The 15,021-nt window shown below is 74.2% G+C and carries 16 protein-coding genes and 6 tRNA genes; 14 read left to right on the top strand and 8 right to left on the bottom strand.

Annotated features, from left to right (window positions below; all coding sequences use genetic code 11):
- Positions 1-46: 46 nt before the first annotated feature.
- Together ABZ493_RS08335 and ABZ493_RS08330 are read right to left on the bottom strand one after the other, a co-directional pair.
- Positions 47-925: a hypothetical protein gene (locus ABZ493_RS08335; protein WP_430581693.1), complete on the bottom strand. Its 879-nt coding sequence runs from the start codon at positions 923-925 to the stop codon at positions 47-49.
- On the bottom strand, positions 922-1,431 hold the full coding sequence (locus tag ABZ493_RS08330) for a hypothetical protein (RefSeq protein WP_430581692.1): 510 nt from the start codon (positions 1,429-1,431) through the stop codon (positions 922-924). Before ABZ493_RS08330 ends, ABZ493_RS08335 begins: the two co-directional genes overlap by 4 nt.
- Before the next feature lie 667 nt (positions 1,432-2,098).
- Here ABZ493_RS08330 and ABZ493_RS08325 point away from each other — a divergent pair.
- On the top strand, positions 2,099-2,785 hold the full coding sequence (locus tag ABZ493_RS08325) for a hypothetical protein (protein ID WP_430581691.1): 687 nt from the start codon (positions 2,099-2,101) through the stop codon (positions 2,783-2,785).
- 65 nt (positions 2,786-2,850) lie between these two features.
- Entirely contained in the window at positions 2,851-3,549 is a 699-nt protein-coding gene (locus ABZ493_RS08320) for a hypothetical protein (protein WP_430581690.1), read from the top strand.
- Positions 3,550-3,668: 119 nt separating this feature from the next.
- Here the strand turns inward: ABZ493_RS08320 and ABZ493_RS08315 are convergent.
- Positions 3,669-3,740: transfer RNA gene (locus ABZ493_RS08315), tRNA-Val, on the bottom strand.
- A gap of 59 nt (positions 3,741-3,799) precedes the next feature.
- On the bottom strand, positions 3,800-4,666 hold the full coding sequence (locus ABZ493_RS08310) for an aminotransferase class IV (protein ID WP_430581689.1): 867 nt from the start codon (positions 4,664-4,666) through the stop codon (positions 3,800-3,802).
- 160 nt (positions 4,667-4,826) lie between these two features.
- Here ABZ493_RS08310 and ABZ493_RS08305 point away from each other — a divergent pair, with 160 nt between their 5' ends.
- Both ABZ493_RS08305 and ABZ493_RS08300 read left to right on the top strand, forming a co-directional pair.
- Positions 4,827-5,324: a hypothetical protein gene (locus ABZ493_RS08305; RefSeq protein WP_430581688.1), complete on the top strand. Its 498-nt coding sequence runs from the start codon at positions 4,827-4,829 to the stop codon at positions 5,322-5,324.
- 11 nt (positions 5,325-5,335) lie between these two features.
- Positions 5,336-6,868 carry a multicopper oxidase family protein gene (locus ABZ493_RS08300; protein ID WP_430581687.1) on the top strand — a complete coding sequence of 511 codons (1,533 nt, stop codon included), beginning with the start codon at positions 5,336-5,338 and terminating at the stop codon, positions 6,866-6,868.
- Positions 6,869-6,895: 27 nt separating this feature from the next.
- On the opposite strand, the gene ABZ493_RS08295 is transcribed toward ABZ493_RS08300, so the two are convergent.
- Together ABZ493_RS08295 and ABZ493_RS08290 are read right to left on the bottom strand one after the other, a co-directional pair.
- Positions 6,896-7,498 carry a dihydrofolate reductase family protein gene (locus ABZ493_RS08295; protein ID WP_430581686.1) on the bottom strand — a complete coding sequence of 201 codons (603 nt, stop codon included), beginning with the start codon at positions 7,496-7,498 and terminating at the stop codon, positions 6,896-6,898.
- Positions 7,499-7,527: 29 nt separating this feature from the next.
- A complete protein-coding gene (locus tag ABZ493_RS08290; protein WP_430581685.1) occupies positions 7,528-8,649 on the bottom strand; it encodes a chorismate-binding protein in 1,122 nt (373 codons plus the stop codon).
- A 139-nt stretch (positions 8,650-8,788) separates the two neighbouring features.
- Between ABZ493_RS08290 and ABZ493_RS08285 the strand changes: the two genes are divergently transcribed.
- The 7 genes from ABZ493_RS08285 (at position 8,789) to ABZ493_RS08255 (ending at position 10,254) form a co-directional block, all read left to right on the top strand.
- Positions 8,789-8,861 (top strand) — tRNA-Gly (locus tag ABZ493_RS08285).
- Positions 8,862-8,915: 54 nt separating this feature from the next.
- Positions 8,916-8,986: transfer RNA gene (locus tag ABZ493_RS08280), tRNA-Cys, on the top strand.
- A gap of 8 nt (positions 8,987-8,994) precedes the next feature.
- Positions 8,995-9,069 (top strand) — tRNA-Val (locus tag ABZ493_RS08275).
- Positions 9,070-9,306: 237 nt separating this feature from the next.
- Positions 9,307-9,379: transfer RNA gene (locus ABZ493_RS08270), tRNA-Gly, on the top strand.
- 42 nt (positions 9,380-9,421) lie between these two features.
- Positions 9,422-9,496: transfer RNA gene (locus ABZ493_RS08265), tRNA-Val, on the top strand.
- Between the two features lie 109 nt (positions 9,497-9,605).
- On the top strand, positions 9,606-9,932 hold the full coding sequence (locus ABZ493_RS08260; RefSeq protein WP_430581684.1) for a DUF2277 domain-containing protein: 327 nt from the start codon (positions 9,606-9,608) through the stop codon (positions 9,930-9,932).
- A 76-nt stretch (positions 9,933-10,008) separates the two neighbouring features.
- Positions 10,009-10,254, top strand: coding sequence for a hypothetical protein (locus ABZ493_RS08255; protein WP_430581724.1), 246 nt, complete (start codon positions 10,009-10,011; stop codon positions 10,252-10,254).
- A gap of 79 nt (positions 10,255-10,333) precedes the next feature.
- On the opposite strand, the gene ABZ493_RS08250 is transcribed toward ABZ493_RS08255, so the two are convergent.
- A complete protein-coding gene (locus ABZ493_RS08250) occupies positions 10,334-10,567 on the bottom strand; it encodes a hypothetical protein (protein ID WP_429729703.1) in 234 nt (77 codons plus the stop codon).
- A 197-nt stretch (positions 10,568-10,764) separates the two neighbouring features.
- On the opposite strand from ABZ493_RS08250, the gene ABZ493_RS08245 reads away from it, so the two are divergent.
- Positions 10,765-12,408 carry a hypothetical protein gene (locus tag ABZ493_RS08245; RefSeq protein WP_430581683.1) on the top strand — a complete coding sequence of 548 codons (1,644 nt, stop codon included), beginning with the start codon at positions 10,765-10,767 and terminating at the stop codon, positions 12,406-12,408.
- 21 nt (positions 12,409-12,429) lie between these two features.
- On the opposite strand, the gene zapE is transcribed toward ABZ493_RS08245, so the two are convergent.
- The gene (zapE, locus tag ABZ493_RS08240) at positions 12,430-13,455 is read right to left on the bottom strand and encodes a cell division protein ZapE (RefSeq protein WP_430581723.1); all 1,026 of its coding nucleotides are present in this window, start codon (positions 13,453-13,455) and stop codon (positions 12,430-12,432) included.
- A 107-nt stretch (positions 13,456-13,562) separates the two neighbouring features.
- Between zapE and ABZ493_RS08235 the strand changes: the two genes are divergently transcribed.
- Positions 13,563-14,366, top strand: a complete 804-nt coding sequence (locus ABZ493_RS08235; protein WP_430581682.1) for a dihydrofolate reductase family protein — start codon at positions 13,563-13,565, stop codon at positions 14,364-14,366.
- A 99-nt stretch (positions 14,367-14,465) separates the two neighbouring features.
- The gene (locus ABZ493_RS08230) at positions 14,466-14,963 is read left to right on the top strand and encodes a hypothetical protein (RefSeq protein WP_430581681.1); all 498 of its coding nucleotides are present in this window, start codon (positions 14,466-14,468) and stop codon (positions 14,961-14,963) included.
- Positions 14,964-15,021 lie beyond the last annotated feature (58 nt).

Raw genomic sequence — 15,021 nt, 5'->3', positions numbered from 1 at the left:
TCGTATTCGACCGTCCGCTCCGCAGGCGAAGGGCCACTCGTGGACGTCAGCAGCGCGAGGATCCCTCCGCGCCCCCGGCGGGCTGGTAGTCGAGGCGGACCTGGTCGTTGATCGGCACGGTGATGGCCCCCGGCCGGACCGGGACCTCTCGTGGCAGGAAGACGTATCGGTCACCGGCCTGGACGAGGAGCACCAGTCCGTCGTAGCGGTGTCGGAACCCGTCTTCCCCCACCGGGCAACGCCGCGCGGTGACCCCGTCGCCGACGATGCCGAGATCTGCCACGCTGCGCAACACGACCGACGGATACCACGGCATCTCGTCGACGAACTGCCGCGCACGGTTCGCGCCGACCGCCGCGCTGTAGTTCGAGACGGCGACGAAGGCAGCGACCGAGATCAGCAGGAAGACCGCCCCCCATTCGGTCATCCGGGTGGCCGTGCTCGGGGGCGCGGCGCCGCGCAGCGCGCGGAGCGCTCGTACTGCCCACGCCACGAGCAGCACGCCGCCGGCGAACCCGATGGGTGGCACCCACGAAGGCAGACCTCCCAGCAGCCACTGCCCCGGGTCGACGACCTGCAGCAGCCCGAGACCAGCGAGCACGGCGCCCGCGGAAAGGACCGACCAGGCGGCCCGTGGGCCCGGGATCGTCAGCCGTCCGCTGCTCCGCAGCCACGCGGCCACGAGGACGACCAGGCCTACCGCGACGACCGGGATGACGATCCCGTCCTGGGCCACCACCAGGTAGTCGGTGGTGCCCAGCCCGAGAGTCGTGACGTCGACGCCGAAGTAGTAGAAGAAGTACTCGGCGCGCTTACGGCCGAAGAAGTAGAGCAGGGCCGTGATCACCGTGACCGGGGCCAGGACCTCCGCGGCGATCTTCACCAGCCGCGGCAGGTCACCCGACGTGTCCGCGCTCTCGGTCACGGCTCGCTCGCCGGCGGGCTCGGGTCGGCGGATTCGTCAGAGCCGGTCGGCGGCGCCGGCTCCTGGGTCTGAGCGCCGGCGCCCGGCGGGGACCCAGAGGATTCCGGCGAGGGTACGGGTGGTTCCGGCGGCACGCTCTCGTTCGTCCCGCCGAGCGATGGCGAGGCCTCGGGTGAGGGCACGGGTTCTGGCTTGGTCGAGACGCATTCCTCCGGGGTGAGCACCCAGCCGCTCCCGGTGGGCGACGTGTCGCACCGCACGGGGCGGAAGCTGCAGTTGGCCTTCAGCACGACTCTGCGGTCCGGACCGACGTACTCGAGGGGGCCCGGGTTCGACCCGGTGTACTGGCAGTCCTCCGGGTCGACGGAGTCGCCGTTGGCATCGATCACGAACGTGACGCACGACGTCTCCCGGCACGCCTTCGGCAGGTCGGCGGCGATCAGGTCTCGCTTCACCCATACGGGATAGCCCTCGCTGGCAAACGCCGCGGCCGTGGAGATCTGCACCGGGCCGCCTTTGCCCGCCTCGGTCTTTCCCGAGTTCTTCCCCGACCTCGGCCGCGACAGCTCGTGCGTCCCCCGGGACTGCTCCGCCCCTTCCGTCGCTTCGTGCTCGTCCCCGGGGCTCGGGGGAAAGGTGTACGTCGCGGTCCGGGTCGGTGCCCCGCCGTCCACCACGCCGCCGTCGGCGCAGGCCACGAGACCGCCGGCGATGAGGCATGTCACGAGGACGCGCCACGTGATCGACCTGAACCCACGGCGATCGCCTCCCACCATGTGTGCTGCTGTGGGTAAGGGAGGGCCGCCCGCGCCCGTCCGATACGAGGAACCTCACGTCGCCGGATGAGGCCACCCCCAGGAATCCGCGCAACGGCATCGGCGCAAGATCTACGTCGTCGGACGACGTGGGACGCCGACCGCGGTGCCGAGGTGACCACCGCCCCGTGGGCGCACCTCGACGCCGAGAGCACCGCCGGGCTCCGCGACGCCTACGCCGCGCTGCTCGCGGACGCCGTCGCCCGCCCCTCGCGGACGCCGTCGGCCCGCCCCGACCCCGCCCCCGGACGACGGCAGCCCGCGCGGCAGCCCTATCTGCGGCGTCGCGCAGCAGCCCGGCGGCTGGGAGCAGGTCAGCACCCGCGCCACGTCCCTCGGCGGCTCCGGCGACCAGAGCGTGACCGGCCACCTGTGCAGCGCGTGCGGCGACGAGGCGTCGAAGGCGGGCGCGATCGGGCCCACCGCGCGAGAGCGGGCGCTGCTCGCCCACCTCGGCGTCCACCTCAGCCCGTTGCAGGAGACGATCCTCAACGGCGTGACGGCGTGGGCACTGACGGGCAGCCCGCCGTCGCGCAGCCGGTGGGCGCACGTCGCGCTCGACGAGCAGAACCCGGATCGCCCTCGGGATCGACTGACCCACCACCACCAGGAGGACACCATGAGCACCACCGCGCCCACGCCCCAGCCCGCCCCGAAGTACGGCCAGGGCGGCGCGCCCGACCTCAGCCACGTCCTCGCCCCCGGACGCGAAGTCGGCCAAGGACGCACGCCGCGCCGCCAACACCCAGCAGAAGCCGCAGAGCACTCCGCAGCGGTAGCGACCGTGGGCGGTCCCCGCAGGGGCAACGGCCCGCCCCTGATCGACGAGAGCGAGTTCAGCGCCGTCGTCATCTGTCCGCGCTGCGGGCCCCGCGAGGTAGCGCTCACGGCGTCGGGAGCGCACGCGGTGTTCGCCGCGCACGAGCGGGAGGACCACGCCGAGACCGTCGCGATGCGTCGCGCGCGGCGCGCACCGAAGCCGGACACGCCCTCGAAGCCGGTGCGGTCGAACCTGCCGCTGCCGACGCCCCTCGGGATCGGGTGAGCGCCCAGGGCAATTCACCCGCCGTTGTGCTGCCCGCTGTATTGCTCCGGGGCTACCGTCTCGGCATGAAGCGGTACCGGGCACGCAAGTGGCTCAGCACACGGCTGGACCGCGCCGCCGGGCGCCTCGATCCCGAACACACGAAGGGCTGGCACAAGCGGAGCACTCAGCGGCACCCGAGTTGGGAGGCCACGCAGCCTCGCAAGTTCGCCGACATCGACAAGTTGGTGGCGTTCGCCGCGGAAGTGCACTACGTCGGCGGAGCCAGGCAGGTCCTGTTCGACAACGAGACGGGGCTCGGCCACAGGCTTGCCCCTGGAGAAGACAGCATCGATGCGCACCCACTCGACAGGGCCCTAGCCGAGCATCTCGCGACTGCGGTCCAGTACCATCGCTACTTCGAGATCGTCGGCCACGGACCCCAGGTTCCGGAGCAACGACGCCCCGATGTGGTCTGGACCATCACGATGAATTCCAGGCCCGAGGCCGCTGCACCGACCGTGATCACGTGGCGTGGTCACGAGCGTGACGATGGAGCGACCTTCACCTCGCTGAGCGAGAAGTTGGAGCGTCACACCGTGCCGATATCTCGGCGACAGTGGCGTAAAGGCGCCAACCTGATCGAACCGATGCCTGCCCTGGACGCGGTGCACGCGGAGCGCGAGAACGCCATCGCGCGTCGGGCTCGATGGTGGGGCCTCGCCGGAGCAGCCGCCGGTGTGGTGAGTGGAGTCGCGGCCTCGCTCCTGACGTCGAACGCCTGACCGCACGCCGGTCGGCGTACGCCGTTCCGGGCACGCAGTTCTCGACGGAACTGGGCACATAGTGGGCATGGAAAAGGCCACACCCTGTGGGGTGCGGCCTTGACCAGGAAAAACGTACGTGGGCGATACTGGGTTCGAACCAGTGACCTCTTCGGTGTGAACGAAGCGCGCTACCACTGCGCCAATCGCCCGGTGCGTGGACGATATTAGCCACAGATCGGGCGGCGGACCAAACCGGCGCCGCGGGCGCTCAGGGGTCGAGGCGCTCGCGGCAGTTCCGCTCGAACAGCTCGCGCACGGCGCTGGTCACCTCGCCCACGGCGACGTCGGCGCCGTCCAGCCACACGACGGGCTGCACGTTCCGCCCGGACGACGTCAGGGCGAGCTGAGCGCGCCCCTGCGACACCTCGTCGAGGACGGCGAAGGGCAGCTCACCCTCCTTCGCCTCGCGCACGGGCAGGCCTTCCTCCGCCGCCCACTCGAGCGTGAGCGCGCGGGTGATGCCGGCGAGGCACCCCGACTCCAGCACGGGGGTGACCAGCTCGCCGTCCCGCTCCACGAAGACGTTGGAGCTCGTGCCCTCGCACAGGTCGCCGACGGTGTTGGGCAGGATCGACTCGTCGCCGCCCTTGCGCACGGCGTCCGCGAGCGCCACGACGTTCTCCGCGTAGGACGTCGTCTTGAGCCCGGCGACGGCGGACCGCTCGTTGCGGGGCCAGGGCGAGCGCGCGGACCGCGACGTCGGTGCCATGGCGGACTGCTGCGCCGCGACGACGACGGTCTGGGGCGCGTCGACACGGCCGGAGCCGAGCGGGCCGACGCCGGCCGTGACGGTGATGCGCAGGCGGCCGTCGAACGCGCCGTCGAGCCGCACGGCCTCGGCGAGCGCGGCCGCGACGCCGTCGCGCACCTTCTGCTCGTCGGGGGCGGCGAGGCCGAGCCCGCTGGCGGAGCGCGCGAGCCGCCGGAGGTGCCGCGTCAGGGCGAACGCCCGGCCGTCGAAGACCGTGCAGGTCTCGAAGACGCCGTCCCCGACCGTGATGCCGTGGTCGACGGCGCTCAGCGCCGCCTCTCCCTGGCCGACGAGGCGGCCCTCCGCCCAGATCACCAGACTCATGAGGTCAGTGTGCCCGACTTCACGCACCGACGGTGTCGCCCCGAGCGTCCGAGTTCACCCCCGGTTCACCCCGGCTGCTCGTAGCGGCCGGACGACGCCCGTCTCACCATCAGAGAACGGGCCGCGACGGCGTGGCCCCCGCGCCTTCGAGGTGATCGGCATGAGACAGGTCTTCCGTGTGCTCGCGTACGTGGTCGCGGCGGGCGTCGTCGTCCAGGCGGCCGCCATCGTCTACGCGGTGGCCGGCATGGGCCTCTACATCGACGACGGCGGAGTCATGGACCAGGCCGCGATGGAGCAGGTGTTCGCCGGCGAGGAGGTCTTCCCGGAGCAGGCCGGCATGCTGCTGCACGGGACGAACGGGATCATGGTGCTGCCCCTCATCGCGCTCCTGACGTTCGTGGCGTCGTTCTTCGCGGGCATCCGTGGCGCCTGGCGCTGGGGCCTCGCGATCCTCCTCCTGGTCGTCCTGCAGGTGATGCTCGGCCTCGGCGGGCACAGCATGCCGTTCCTGGGCGGTCTGCACGGCATCAACGCGCTGCTCCTGTTCGGCGTCTCGCTGTACACGGGCTGGCGCGTGGCGGCGCGCGGCCGGGCCGAGCGCGGCGCACCCGTCGTCGCGACCCCGGGCATGGCCGCCGACGGCGTCGCGCCCTGACGTCGCCCACCATGACGGCCGCTCGTTCCCCGGTGCTGCGACGCGTGGTCGCGGGGCTGGTGGCGGCGGCCGTCCTGGTGCCGCTGGCGCTGCTCTGGCAGACCAGCAGGGCGCCCGGCAGCTTCTCCGTCACCGAGGCGGGGGCGTTCGAACGTGGCAGCGGGCCGCGCGTCACGACGCTCGAGGGTCACGCCGGGCACGGCGGGAGCCCCGCGAGCGCCACGAGCGTCGACGCCCTGGTGGCGCCGACCGGTCCCGCCGACGTGGCGCTCACCCTCACCGCGCGCGCCGAGCGCGTGGAGCTCGCCCCCGGCGTCACGGTCGACGCGTACACGGTGAACGGGACCACCCCCGGCCCGACGTTGCGCGCCGTGCAGGGCGACCTCGTCGAGGTGACGCTCGTCAACGAGAGCGTGCCGGACGGCGCCACCCTGCACTGGCACGGGATCGACGTGCCGAACGCGGCGGACGGCGTCGCGGGCGTCACCCAGGACGCCGTACCCGTCGGCGGCTCGCACACGTACCGGTTCGTCGCCGTCGACGCGGGCACGTACTGGTACCACTCGCACCAGATCTCCCACGAGCAGGTGCGCAAGGGGCTGCTCGGGGCGGTCGTCGTGTCCCCGTCGCGCGGCACCACGCCGGCCGGCGGTCCGGAGGTCGCGGACCTCCTGGAGGGCGCCGTCGACGTGCCCGCCCTGGTGCACCGCTACGGCGCGCGGCGCACCGTGCAGGGGGCGACCGGGGACCTCCCGGTCGAGGTCCCGCCCGGGACGGCGGCGCGCGTGCGCGTGATCAACACCGACAACGGTGTCCTGCCGGTCTGGGTGAGCGGGGCGCCGTTCCGGCTCGTCGCCGTCGACGGCACCGACGTGCACGACCCACCGGAGGTCCGGGACCGGGCCGTCGTGGTCCCGGCGGGCGGTCGCGCCGACCTGCTCGTCGTGGCGCCGGCGGACGGCTCGGCGGCGCGCGTCGAGCTGGGCGGCGCCTCGGCCGTCATCGTCGGGCCCGACGGCGCGACGTCCTCCGCCACGCGACGCCCGACGGCGACCCTCGACCTCCTCACCTACGGGACGCCGGCGCCGCTCGGCCTGGACCCGGGCGCGGCGGACCGCTCGTTCGACTACGTCATCGGCCGGGCGCCGGGGTTCCTCGACGGGAAGCCGGGCATGCACTGGACGGTGAACGGGCACACCTACCCGGACGTCCCGATGTTCGAGGTCGCTCAGGGCGACGTCGTGCGCATGCGGATCGACAACCGCAGCGGCGCCCCGCACCCGATGCACCTGCACGGCCACCACGTCGTCGTGCTGTCCCGCGACGGCGTCGCCGCGAGCGGCAGCCCGTGGTGGACGGACTCGCTCGAGGTGGCCGACGGCGAGGTCTACGACGTCGCGTTCCTCGCGGACAACCCGGGGATCTGGATGGACCACTGCCACAACCTGCCCCACGCCACCGAGGGCCTCGTGGCGCACCTCATGTACACAGGGGTCACGACGCCGTACCTGCTCGGGCACGCCACCGGCAACGTCCCCGAATGACCGGTCCGACCGACCGGCGTGGCGCCGTCAGCGCCGCAGCACCAGGTGCGTCACCTCCGGCGTGACGCGCGCGGACACCGTGCGCAGGTCGTGCGTCCCGACGCCCTCGAACAGGCGCACCCCCTCGACGTCGAGCACCACGGGCGCGACGTGCAGCCGCAGCTCGTCGATGAGGTCCGCGGCGAGGAACTGGTTGACGGTCGTCGCCCCGCCCGCCACCGAGACGTTCTTGTCGCCGGCCGCCTCGCGGGCCCGGTCCAGTGCCTCGTGCACCCCGCCGGTGACGAAGTGGAACGTCGTGCCGCCCTGCATCTCGATCGGGTCGCGCTCGTGGTGCGTGAGCACGAAGACGGGCGCGTGGTACGGCGGGTCCTCGCCCCACCAGCCGCGCCACGACAGGTCCCACTCGCCGCGGCCGGGGGTGAACATGTTCCGGCCCATGACGAACGCTCCGGCGGCGGTGATCGCGTCGAGCTCCGCCCGGTGGTCGTCCGGGTGGTCGAACATCCACGCGTGCATGATGCGCTCGCCGTCGCCGACGCCGTCGCCGAACGGCTGGTCGACGGACTGGTTCACCCCCGCCGAGACGCCGTCGAGGGAGATGCCGAGGTCGCAGGTCACCTGAGTCATGCAGGTGAGACGCCCGGACGACCCGGGACTCATCGCTGCGACGACGCGAGCCCCACCAGCCGGGCCGCCTTGAGCTCCGTCTCGTCCCACTCGCGCTCGGGGTCGCTCCCCCAGGTGATCCCGGCGCCCGTGCCGAACCGCAGCACGCCGCCGCCGGGCTCGTCCTCCCACCAGAAGGTGCGGATCCCGACGGCGAGCTCGGCGCGCCCGGCGTCGCCGTCCACCCACCCCACGGCGCCGCAGTACGGGCCGCGGGCGGACGGCTCGAGCTCGGCGATCAGCCGCAGGGCCGAGGACTTCGGCGCCCCCGAGACGGAGCCCGGCGGGAACGTGGCCTCGAGCGCCCGCGCCCAGATCCCGGGGCCGCCGCCCGCCAGCTCGCCGCGCACGCGCGACACGAGGTGGACCAGGCCGGGGTGCTCCTCGACGGCGAGCAGGTCGGTCACGTCGACCGTGCCCGGGCGGCACACGCGCTGCAGGTCGTTGCGCACCAAGTCGGTGATCATGACGTTCTCTGCGCGGTCCTTGGCCGTGAGGCCCGACGGCGTGCGCGCCGTGCCCTTGATCGGCCCCGACGCGAGGGTCGCCGCTCCGCCCGGTGCGACGTCGAGCGACAGGTACAGCTCCGGCGAGGCGCTCACGACCCACACGGGGTCGAGCCCGCTCGCGGCGGGCACGTGCACCGCGGCCGCGTAGGGGGCGGGGTTGCCGGCCGCCAGCCGCGCGGCGAGAGCCGCGGCGTCGGGCTCGACGACGGCGCCAGCGCCCGTCGCGGGCAGCGGGGCGGACAGGACCCGGCACACGTTGACCTGGTAGACGTCGCCACGCCGCACCCGCTCCCGGACGGTGGCGACGGCGCGCACGTACGCGTCCCGGTCGAGCGAGCTGGTCCAGGCCGACGGCGCCGGCCCCCGCCAGGGCACGCCGTCGCGCGGCGTCGTCGGCGCGGGGCCGACGTCGGCGAACCGCCACGCGCGGGCCCGACCGCCCGGCCGGGTGGCGCCGTCGCGCCCCAGGTCCGCCTCGAAGTCGACGACGACGAACCAGACCCCCGAGTCGAGGCGTTCCGGCTGCTCGGAGAGGTCGACGCATTCGACGGCGCGCGACGCGCGGCGGCCGGCGAACGTGGCCCAGGAGGTCGGCTCGTGCACACGAGCACGCTAGTAGGTCCGCCGCGGACACCCCCGGCGGGGGCGATCGAGGGGCGATTGGACGGACCGCCGGGGGTCCACTAATGTTTGGGGCGCGCCAGAACGGCGGTCACCGCAAGGTGTCCAGGTTCCTGGCCGCGCGGATGTGGCTCAGTTGGTAGAGCATCACCTTGCCAAGGTGAGGGTCGCGGGTTCGAGTCCCGTCATCCGCTCGGAGGCCCACTCTCTGATCGACTCACCATGAGCGTCGGGAGAGCACGTCTCAAGGTGGGTTGGCCGAGAGGCGAGGCAGCGGCCTGCAAAGCCGTATACACGGGTTCGAATCCCGTACCCACCTCGCAGCACGGGCGATTGGCGCAGCGGTAGCGCGCTTCCCTGACACGGAAGAGGTCACTGGTTCGATCCCAGTATCGCCCACCAGCATCACGAAGCCCCGACCGGGTTCCCGGTCGGGGCTTCGTCGTTCCCGGAGCAGGACTTCCGCCGCACGACTCCCTGACACACCTCCCTGATGCACCTCCCCGATGCACCGCCGACGGCCGGAGCGGCGGCAGCGTCGCAGGTCACACGGCCGCGATTGGACCAGCGCGCCGAAGGTCGAGTAATGTTCCTCAGGCGCCGGGAGACCAGGACAGCAGTCCTGAACGACCCGGTCGCGCGGATGTGGCTCAGTTGGTAGAGCATCACCTTGCCAAGGTGAGGGTCGCGGGTTCGAGTCCCGTCATCCGCTCCGAGCTCTGCATTTCCCTCACGGGGAGCGCAGCAGCCGTACGGGCGATTGGCGCAGCGGTAGCGCGCTTCCCTGACACGGAAGAGGTCACTGGTTCGATCCCAGTATCGCCCACCAGAACGAGGCCGTCCCGGTTCGCCCGGGGCGGCCTTTCGCGTTCCTCCCCGGCCTCCCTCCCGACGCCGGGGTGTCGCCCTCGTCACCCCCACGGCGTAGCGTCGAGAGCATGTGCCGCAACATCACGACCCTGCGGGGGCTCGAGCCGCCCGCCACCGACGAGGAGATCAGGGCCGCCGCGGAGCAGTTCGTCCGCAAGGTGACGGGCGTGCAGCGCTCGGCCGGTGCCGCCGCCCGCGAGCCGTGCGAGCAGGCCACGGCCGAGATCGCGGACATCGTCACGCGGCTGCTCGGCGAGCTCCCCGAGCGCCGGCAGCCGCCGAAGACGGTGCCGCCGCTGCGCCGTGAGGAGGTGCAGGCGCGCATCGCCGCGCGTCAGGCCGCGCGCGAGGAGCACGAGCGGATGCACGAGCTCGGGATCGCGCACAGCCACTAGGCTCGCCCGCGTGGATCAGCCCTTCCCCGCCCCCGTCGACGCGCCGCCGACCGCTCCCGACCCGGTCTCCGCGACGATGCACCGCGCCAAGGCGCACGCCCGGGCGTCGCACGTGACGGTGGGGCAGGTGCGGCACGGCCACGGGGGCGCCGTGGAGATCGACTGCTCGTGCGGGATGGTCCTCACCAACGGACCGGACTGGTCCCTCGACGAGCACATCCGGCTGCACCGCGCCGAGGCGCGCTACGTCGCGCTGAGCCGCGTGGCCCCCGCGGGGATGCCGCGGCTGGTCCCCGTCGGCGCGGACCGCCTCCCCCGCTGACGCCACGCGACCACCGGCGGCTCACGCCGTCGGCTTCGCCTCGGCGTCGGTGTGCCTCGGCGTCGGTGTCGAGACTCTGTCAGAGCTCGTCCGGGTCGTCCCAGGAGACTCCGCTCGAGGCGCCTTCGATGGGGCCGAGCTCCGCCGCGGAGAGGGACGCCGGCGCCTTCGCCGCGTCTCCCCCGGACCTGGCGTCCCGGTCGCGATCGTCCAGCGGGCGCCGCCGGGGTGCCAGCCTGGCCTGCGAGGCGATCGACTCGTCCAACCTGTCCACCGGCACCGTGGGTCGGGTGCCTGTGCCATCCGTGCTCATGGGCCAAGGTCTAACAGTCGGCGCGGTGCTCCGCCCGTGCTTGGCACACTATTTATTCCCTCGGGCCCTGGAACGCCCGTTCCCTGCACGGTCCCCGGGCGTCACCAGGACGGGTGCTGCGCGCCACCGTCGCCCGCGGCATCCGACACCTGGACGCGGGGCCGCGAAGGTTGCCTCCGGTGGCTAGAGTGTCCGCCGTGACCGCTGCCGACGCAGGCCTCACCGACAGGGCGGCACCCGGGACCCCGCCGCCGCTGCCCGGGACACGGGACCGCTGGCCTGGACCACGGCCGCTGCTGTGGGCACCGCGGGCCCACACCGTCGAGGTCGTCCTGCCGGAGTCCGGGGCCCGCCTGCCCCTCCGCCTCGTGGGCGCGCACGAGCCCGGATACTGGCGCGCGGACGCCGAGCTCACCACCGGCACCGACTATCTCTTCTCCGTCGACGGCGGCCCGCCGGTCCCGGACCCCTGCGGCGCCTGGATGCCCTGCGGCGTCCACGGCGCGTCCCGCGTGCTCGACCAGGAGTTCGGCTGGACGGACGGGGACTGGCAGGGCGCGGACCTCGACACCGGCGCCCTGCTGCGCGTCGACCTGCCCACGTTCACCCCCGACGGCACGCTCGACGCGGCCGCGGACCTCCTCGAGGACGTCGCCGCGACAGGGGTGCTGGGCGTCGAGCTCTCCCCCGTCGCCGCCCACGACCCCGAGCGCGGTCCGGCGGCCGGCGTCCGCCTGTTCGCCGTGCACGAGCCGCTCGGCGGCCCCCGCGCCCTCCAACGGTTCGTGGACCGAGCCCACCGGTGCGGCCTCGCGGTCGTGCTCGACGCGCCCCACCGGTGGGCCGTCGCCGACGGACTCGGCCTGCACGCCTTCGGCCCCTACGCGACCGGGTCGCGCATCGGGCCCCGCACGGGTGCACGCCCCGGCCCCCCGGGCTCCGACAGCCCGCGGATCAACCTCGACGGCAGCGGGAGCCGGGGGCCCCGCGACTTCCTCGTGGCCGACGCCGAGCGCTGGCTGCGCGACTTCCACGTGGACGGCCTGCTGCTCGACGTCGAGGCGCTCGTCGACCGCTCGGCGGTGCCGTTCCTCGGGGAGCTCGCGGAGGACGTGCACCACCTCGGCGAGCAGCTCGGCCGCCGGCTCCACCTCCTCGTCGACGGGCCGGGGCGCAGCGACCGGCTGACCACCGTCGTGCACGACATCCTCGCCGCGCCGGGCGACGCCGCCCCCGTCCAGGACCTGCGCCAGCTCGCGCACGAGGTGTTCCCCCCGACGACGGAACCGTGGCGCCCGCCGAGCCTGCGGCGCGCGCACCGCGCCACGCAGCGAGCCTCCGCGGTGCTCGTGCGCGACCTCACGCGGCTGCCCGCCGCGAACCGCTCGGTCCCCTGGACGCCCGACGCGGGCGAGGACCACCCGGAGGCCGCGAGCGTGACCGACGACGACCGCGCCTGCCTGCTGACGTTCGCGGTCCTCGCCGGGACGCCGCCGGTGCTCGACACCGAGCACGTGCCCGTGCCCGCGCGGGACGACCGGGCACGGCGCCTCGTCGACTGGACCCGGACGCTGGTGGCGCTGCGTCCCACCGCGTCGGCGGACCGCGACCTGCCCGTGGACGTGCGCACCGAGGGGGCGACGCTCCTGGGCCGTCGCGGACGCACCGCCGTGGCCCTGGTCACGGGCACCGAGACGACCGACGTCGACGTCTCCTCGCTCCCGGCCGACATGGAGCTCGTGGCGGCCTGGGACCCGGAGGGGACGACCCTCGCGGACGGCGTCCTGCGGATCCCGCCGCGGTCCCCCGCCGTGCTGCACTCCGGCCCGGTCGGGCCGTAGCGGCCGCGGGCCGGCGGGCAGTCACACCGCCAGGCGCCGACCCTCCTCCGCAAGCGCACCGAGCCGCGACAGGGCCCGGAAGTACTTCTTGCGGTAGCCGCCGCGCAGCATCTCGTCGGAGAACAGGTGCTGGGGGCCCTCGCCGGCGAGGAGCACCGGCACGTCACGGTCGTAGAGGCGGTCCACGAGGACCACGAGCCGCAGCGCCACCTCCTGACGCTGCACGGGCCGCACCCCGGTGAGCGCGACCAGCTCCACGCCGTCGAGCAGCGCGCCGTACCGGCTCGGGTGCACGGTCGCGAGGTGCGCGAGCAGGGCGTCGAACTCGTCGAGCACGGCGCCCGGGCGGCGGGCGGCCGCGCGCGCCACGACGTCCGCCGCGAGCGGGTCGGCCTCGGTCACGACGGCACGGTGGCGGTAGTCCTCGCCGTCCACGCGCAGCACCTCGAAGCGGGAGGAGAGCGCCTGGATCTCGCGCAGGAAGTCCTCGGCCGCGAAGCGGCCCTCGCCCAGCGCCTCGGGCAGCGTGTTCGACGTCGCGGCGAGGGCGACGTCGCGGTCGGCGAGCTCGCGCAGCAGCCGCGACATCAGCACCGTGTCGCCAGGGTCGTCGAGCTCGAACTCGTCGATGCAGACCAGGCGGCGCGTGGCCAGCGCCTCGACCGTCGGGAGGAAGCCGAGCGCCCCCACGAGGTTCGTGTACTCGACGAACGTGCCGTACGCGACCGACCCCTCGCCGAGGGCCGCGGTGACCTCGTGCGCGAGCGACGTGAGCAGGTGGGTCTTGCCGACGCCGAAGCCGCCGTCCATGTACACGGCGGGCACCGCGCGGCGCCGACCGAACAGCGCCTTCAGTCCCGAGGACCGAGGGGCCACGATCTCGTGCGCGACCTCCTGCAGCCGGGCGGGCACCGTCGTCTGGCTCGGGTGGGCGGGGTCGGCCCGGTAGGTGGAGAAGCGGGCCTCGGCGAAGTGGCGCGGCGGCACCAGGTCGGCGAGCAGCCGGTCGGGCGAGACGGTGGGACGCACCGCCGACAGGGAGGGCACCTCGCCGTCCGTGGCGGGGGGCGCGGACGTCGCGTCCGTCTCGGGGTCCTGGTCCTGCGTGAGCGTCACGACCGTCAAGGCTACGCCGCGTCGGTACGCTGACCGCTGTGAGATCTGCCACGACGCCGCTCGACCTGCTCGTCCCCGGACCGGAGCACCTGCCCCCCGACCCGGTCGAGAGCCGGCTCGGTGCGCTCTACGACGAGTGCACCGGGGGCGGTCGGTGGCTGCGGGCCAACTTCGTCAGCACGGTCGACGGCGGCGCCTGGGGTCCGGACCACCTGTCCGGCTCGATCAACGACGACGCGGACTGGCGCGCGTTCCGCGTCCTGCGTGCCGCGGCCGACGTCGTTCTGGTGGGGGCGGGCACGGCCCGGCACGAGGGCTACACGGCGCTCGACCGGCCTCGGGGCCTGCCCGCCGCCGCCGACCGCCCCCTGGAGCTCGCGCTCGTCACGCGCTCCGGCCGGGTGCCGCAGCAGCTCGCCGACGGCGACCGGCCGCCGCTGGTCCTCACCGGCGAGGCCGGCGCCCGCACGGCGAGCCGGATGGTCCCCGCCGACCGGGTGATCACGGTGGCGTCGGCGCACGACCCCGACGAGGTGGACCTGCGGGCCGGCCTCGCCGCCGTCGCCGACCGGGGCCTGCGTCGCGTGCTGTGCGAGGGCGGCCCGACCCTGCTGGCCGCCCTGCTCGCGGACGACCTGGTCGACGAGCTGTGCGTCACCACGAGCCCGTGCCTCGTCGGACCGGGCCCCTCCCGCATCGTCGCCGCCTCCCCCGCCGGGGCCCCCGGCGAGGCCCCGCCGCCGGCCGGGATCCCCGTGGCACCGCCCACGTCCGCCCGCCTCGCCCACCTGCTGCACGCGCCGAGCACGGGCACGCTGCTGGCGCGCTGGCTGCTGCGCTGAGCCGGCCGGGGAACGACGGCGGCGAGGCACGCGTCACGTCCCGGCCCTCGCCGGGCGCCTGGCCTCGCATCGACGGCCCGGGGTGGCTACGGTGCTGGCATGCCGACGACCGTCGTCCTCACGGAGGACGCCCTCACCGACGCCGACGTGGCGCACATCCTGTCCCTGCACGACGAGCAGGCCGAGCGCTACCGCGTGCTGGTCCCCTCGGACACCGACCGCAACGTGGTCGCCGCGATCATCGACCACCTGTGGGTGGGCGAGCTGCGCGAGGCCGGTCAGGACCTGGTGGGCAAGGAGCCCACACCCGAGCAGGCGCAGGCCACCGCCGCCGAGCGCCTCGCGCGGTCGCTCGCCGCGCTGCAGGCGGCCGGCGCGACCGCCGAGGGCACGGTCGCCGACGAGGACCCGCTCCCGGCCCTGAGCGCGGCCGTCGCCGCCCAGGGCGGCCCCGACGGCGTCCAGGACGTGATCGTCGTGACCTACCCGCACGTCGTCGCCGACACCTTCCGCTCCGACTGGGCGTCGCGCGCCCGCGAGCACCTGCAGGTCCCCGTGCTGCACCTGTACGCCGGGACCAGTGAGATCGGCGACTGAGCCCGACCTGCCCCCCGACACGACGAAGGCCCCGTCCGGCGGACGGGGCCTTCGTCGT

Origin of the sequence: Isoptericola sp. NPDC019482 (genome assembly GCF_040632295.1) — a bacterium.
In the GTDB taxonomy this organism is placed as follows: Bacteria; Actinomycetota; Actinomycetes; order Actinomycetales; family Cellulomonadaceae; genus Isoptericola.
This window is presented reverse-complemented; position numbering and strand designations above follow the sequence as displayed.

What these genes read in the sequence shown, in the direction of transcription:
- ABZ493_RS08320 (WP_430581690.1), top strand. Translation starts at nt 2,851, where the DNA reads ATGAAGCGGTACCGGGCACGCAAGTGGCTCAGCACACGGCTGGACCGC.
- ABZ493_RS08310 (WP_430581689.1), bottom strand. Translation starts at nt 4,666, where the DNA reads ATGAGTCTGGTGATCTGGGCGGAGGGCCGCCTCGTCGGCCAGGGAGAG.
- ABZ493_RS08305 (WP_430581688.1), top strand. Translation starts at nt 4,827, where the DNA reads ATGAGACAGGTCTTCCGTGTGCTCGCGTACGTGGTCGCGGCGGGCGTC.
- ABZ493_RS08300 (WP_430581687.1), top strand. Translation starts at nt 5,336, where the DNA reads ATGACGGCCGCTCGTTCCCCGGTGCTGCGACGCGTGGTCGCGGGGCTG.
- ABZ493_RS08295 (WP_430581686.1), bottom strand. Translation starts at nt 7,498, where the DNA reads ATGACTCAGGTGACCTGCGACCTCGGCATCTCCCTCGACGGCGTCTCG.
- ABZ493_RS08260 (WP_430581684.1), top strand. Translation starts at nt 9,606, where the DNA reads ATGTGCCGCAACATCACGACCCTGCGGGGGCTCGAGCCGCCCGCCACC.
- ABZ493_RS08255 (WP_430581724.1), top strand. Translation starts at nt 10,009, where the DNA reads ATGCACCGCGCCAAGGCGCACGCCCGGGCGTCGCACGTGACGGTGGGG.
- ABZ493_RS08250 (WP_429729703.1), bottom strand. Translation starts at nt 10,567, where the DNA reads ATGAGCACGGATGGCACAGGCACCCGACCCACGGTGCCGGTGGACAGG.
- ABZ493_RS08230 (WP_430581681.1), top strand. Translation starts at nt 14,466, where the DNA reads ATGCCGACGACCGTCGTCCTCACGGAGGACGCCCTCACCGACGCCGAC.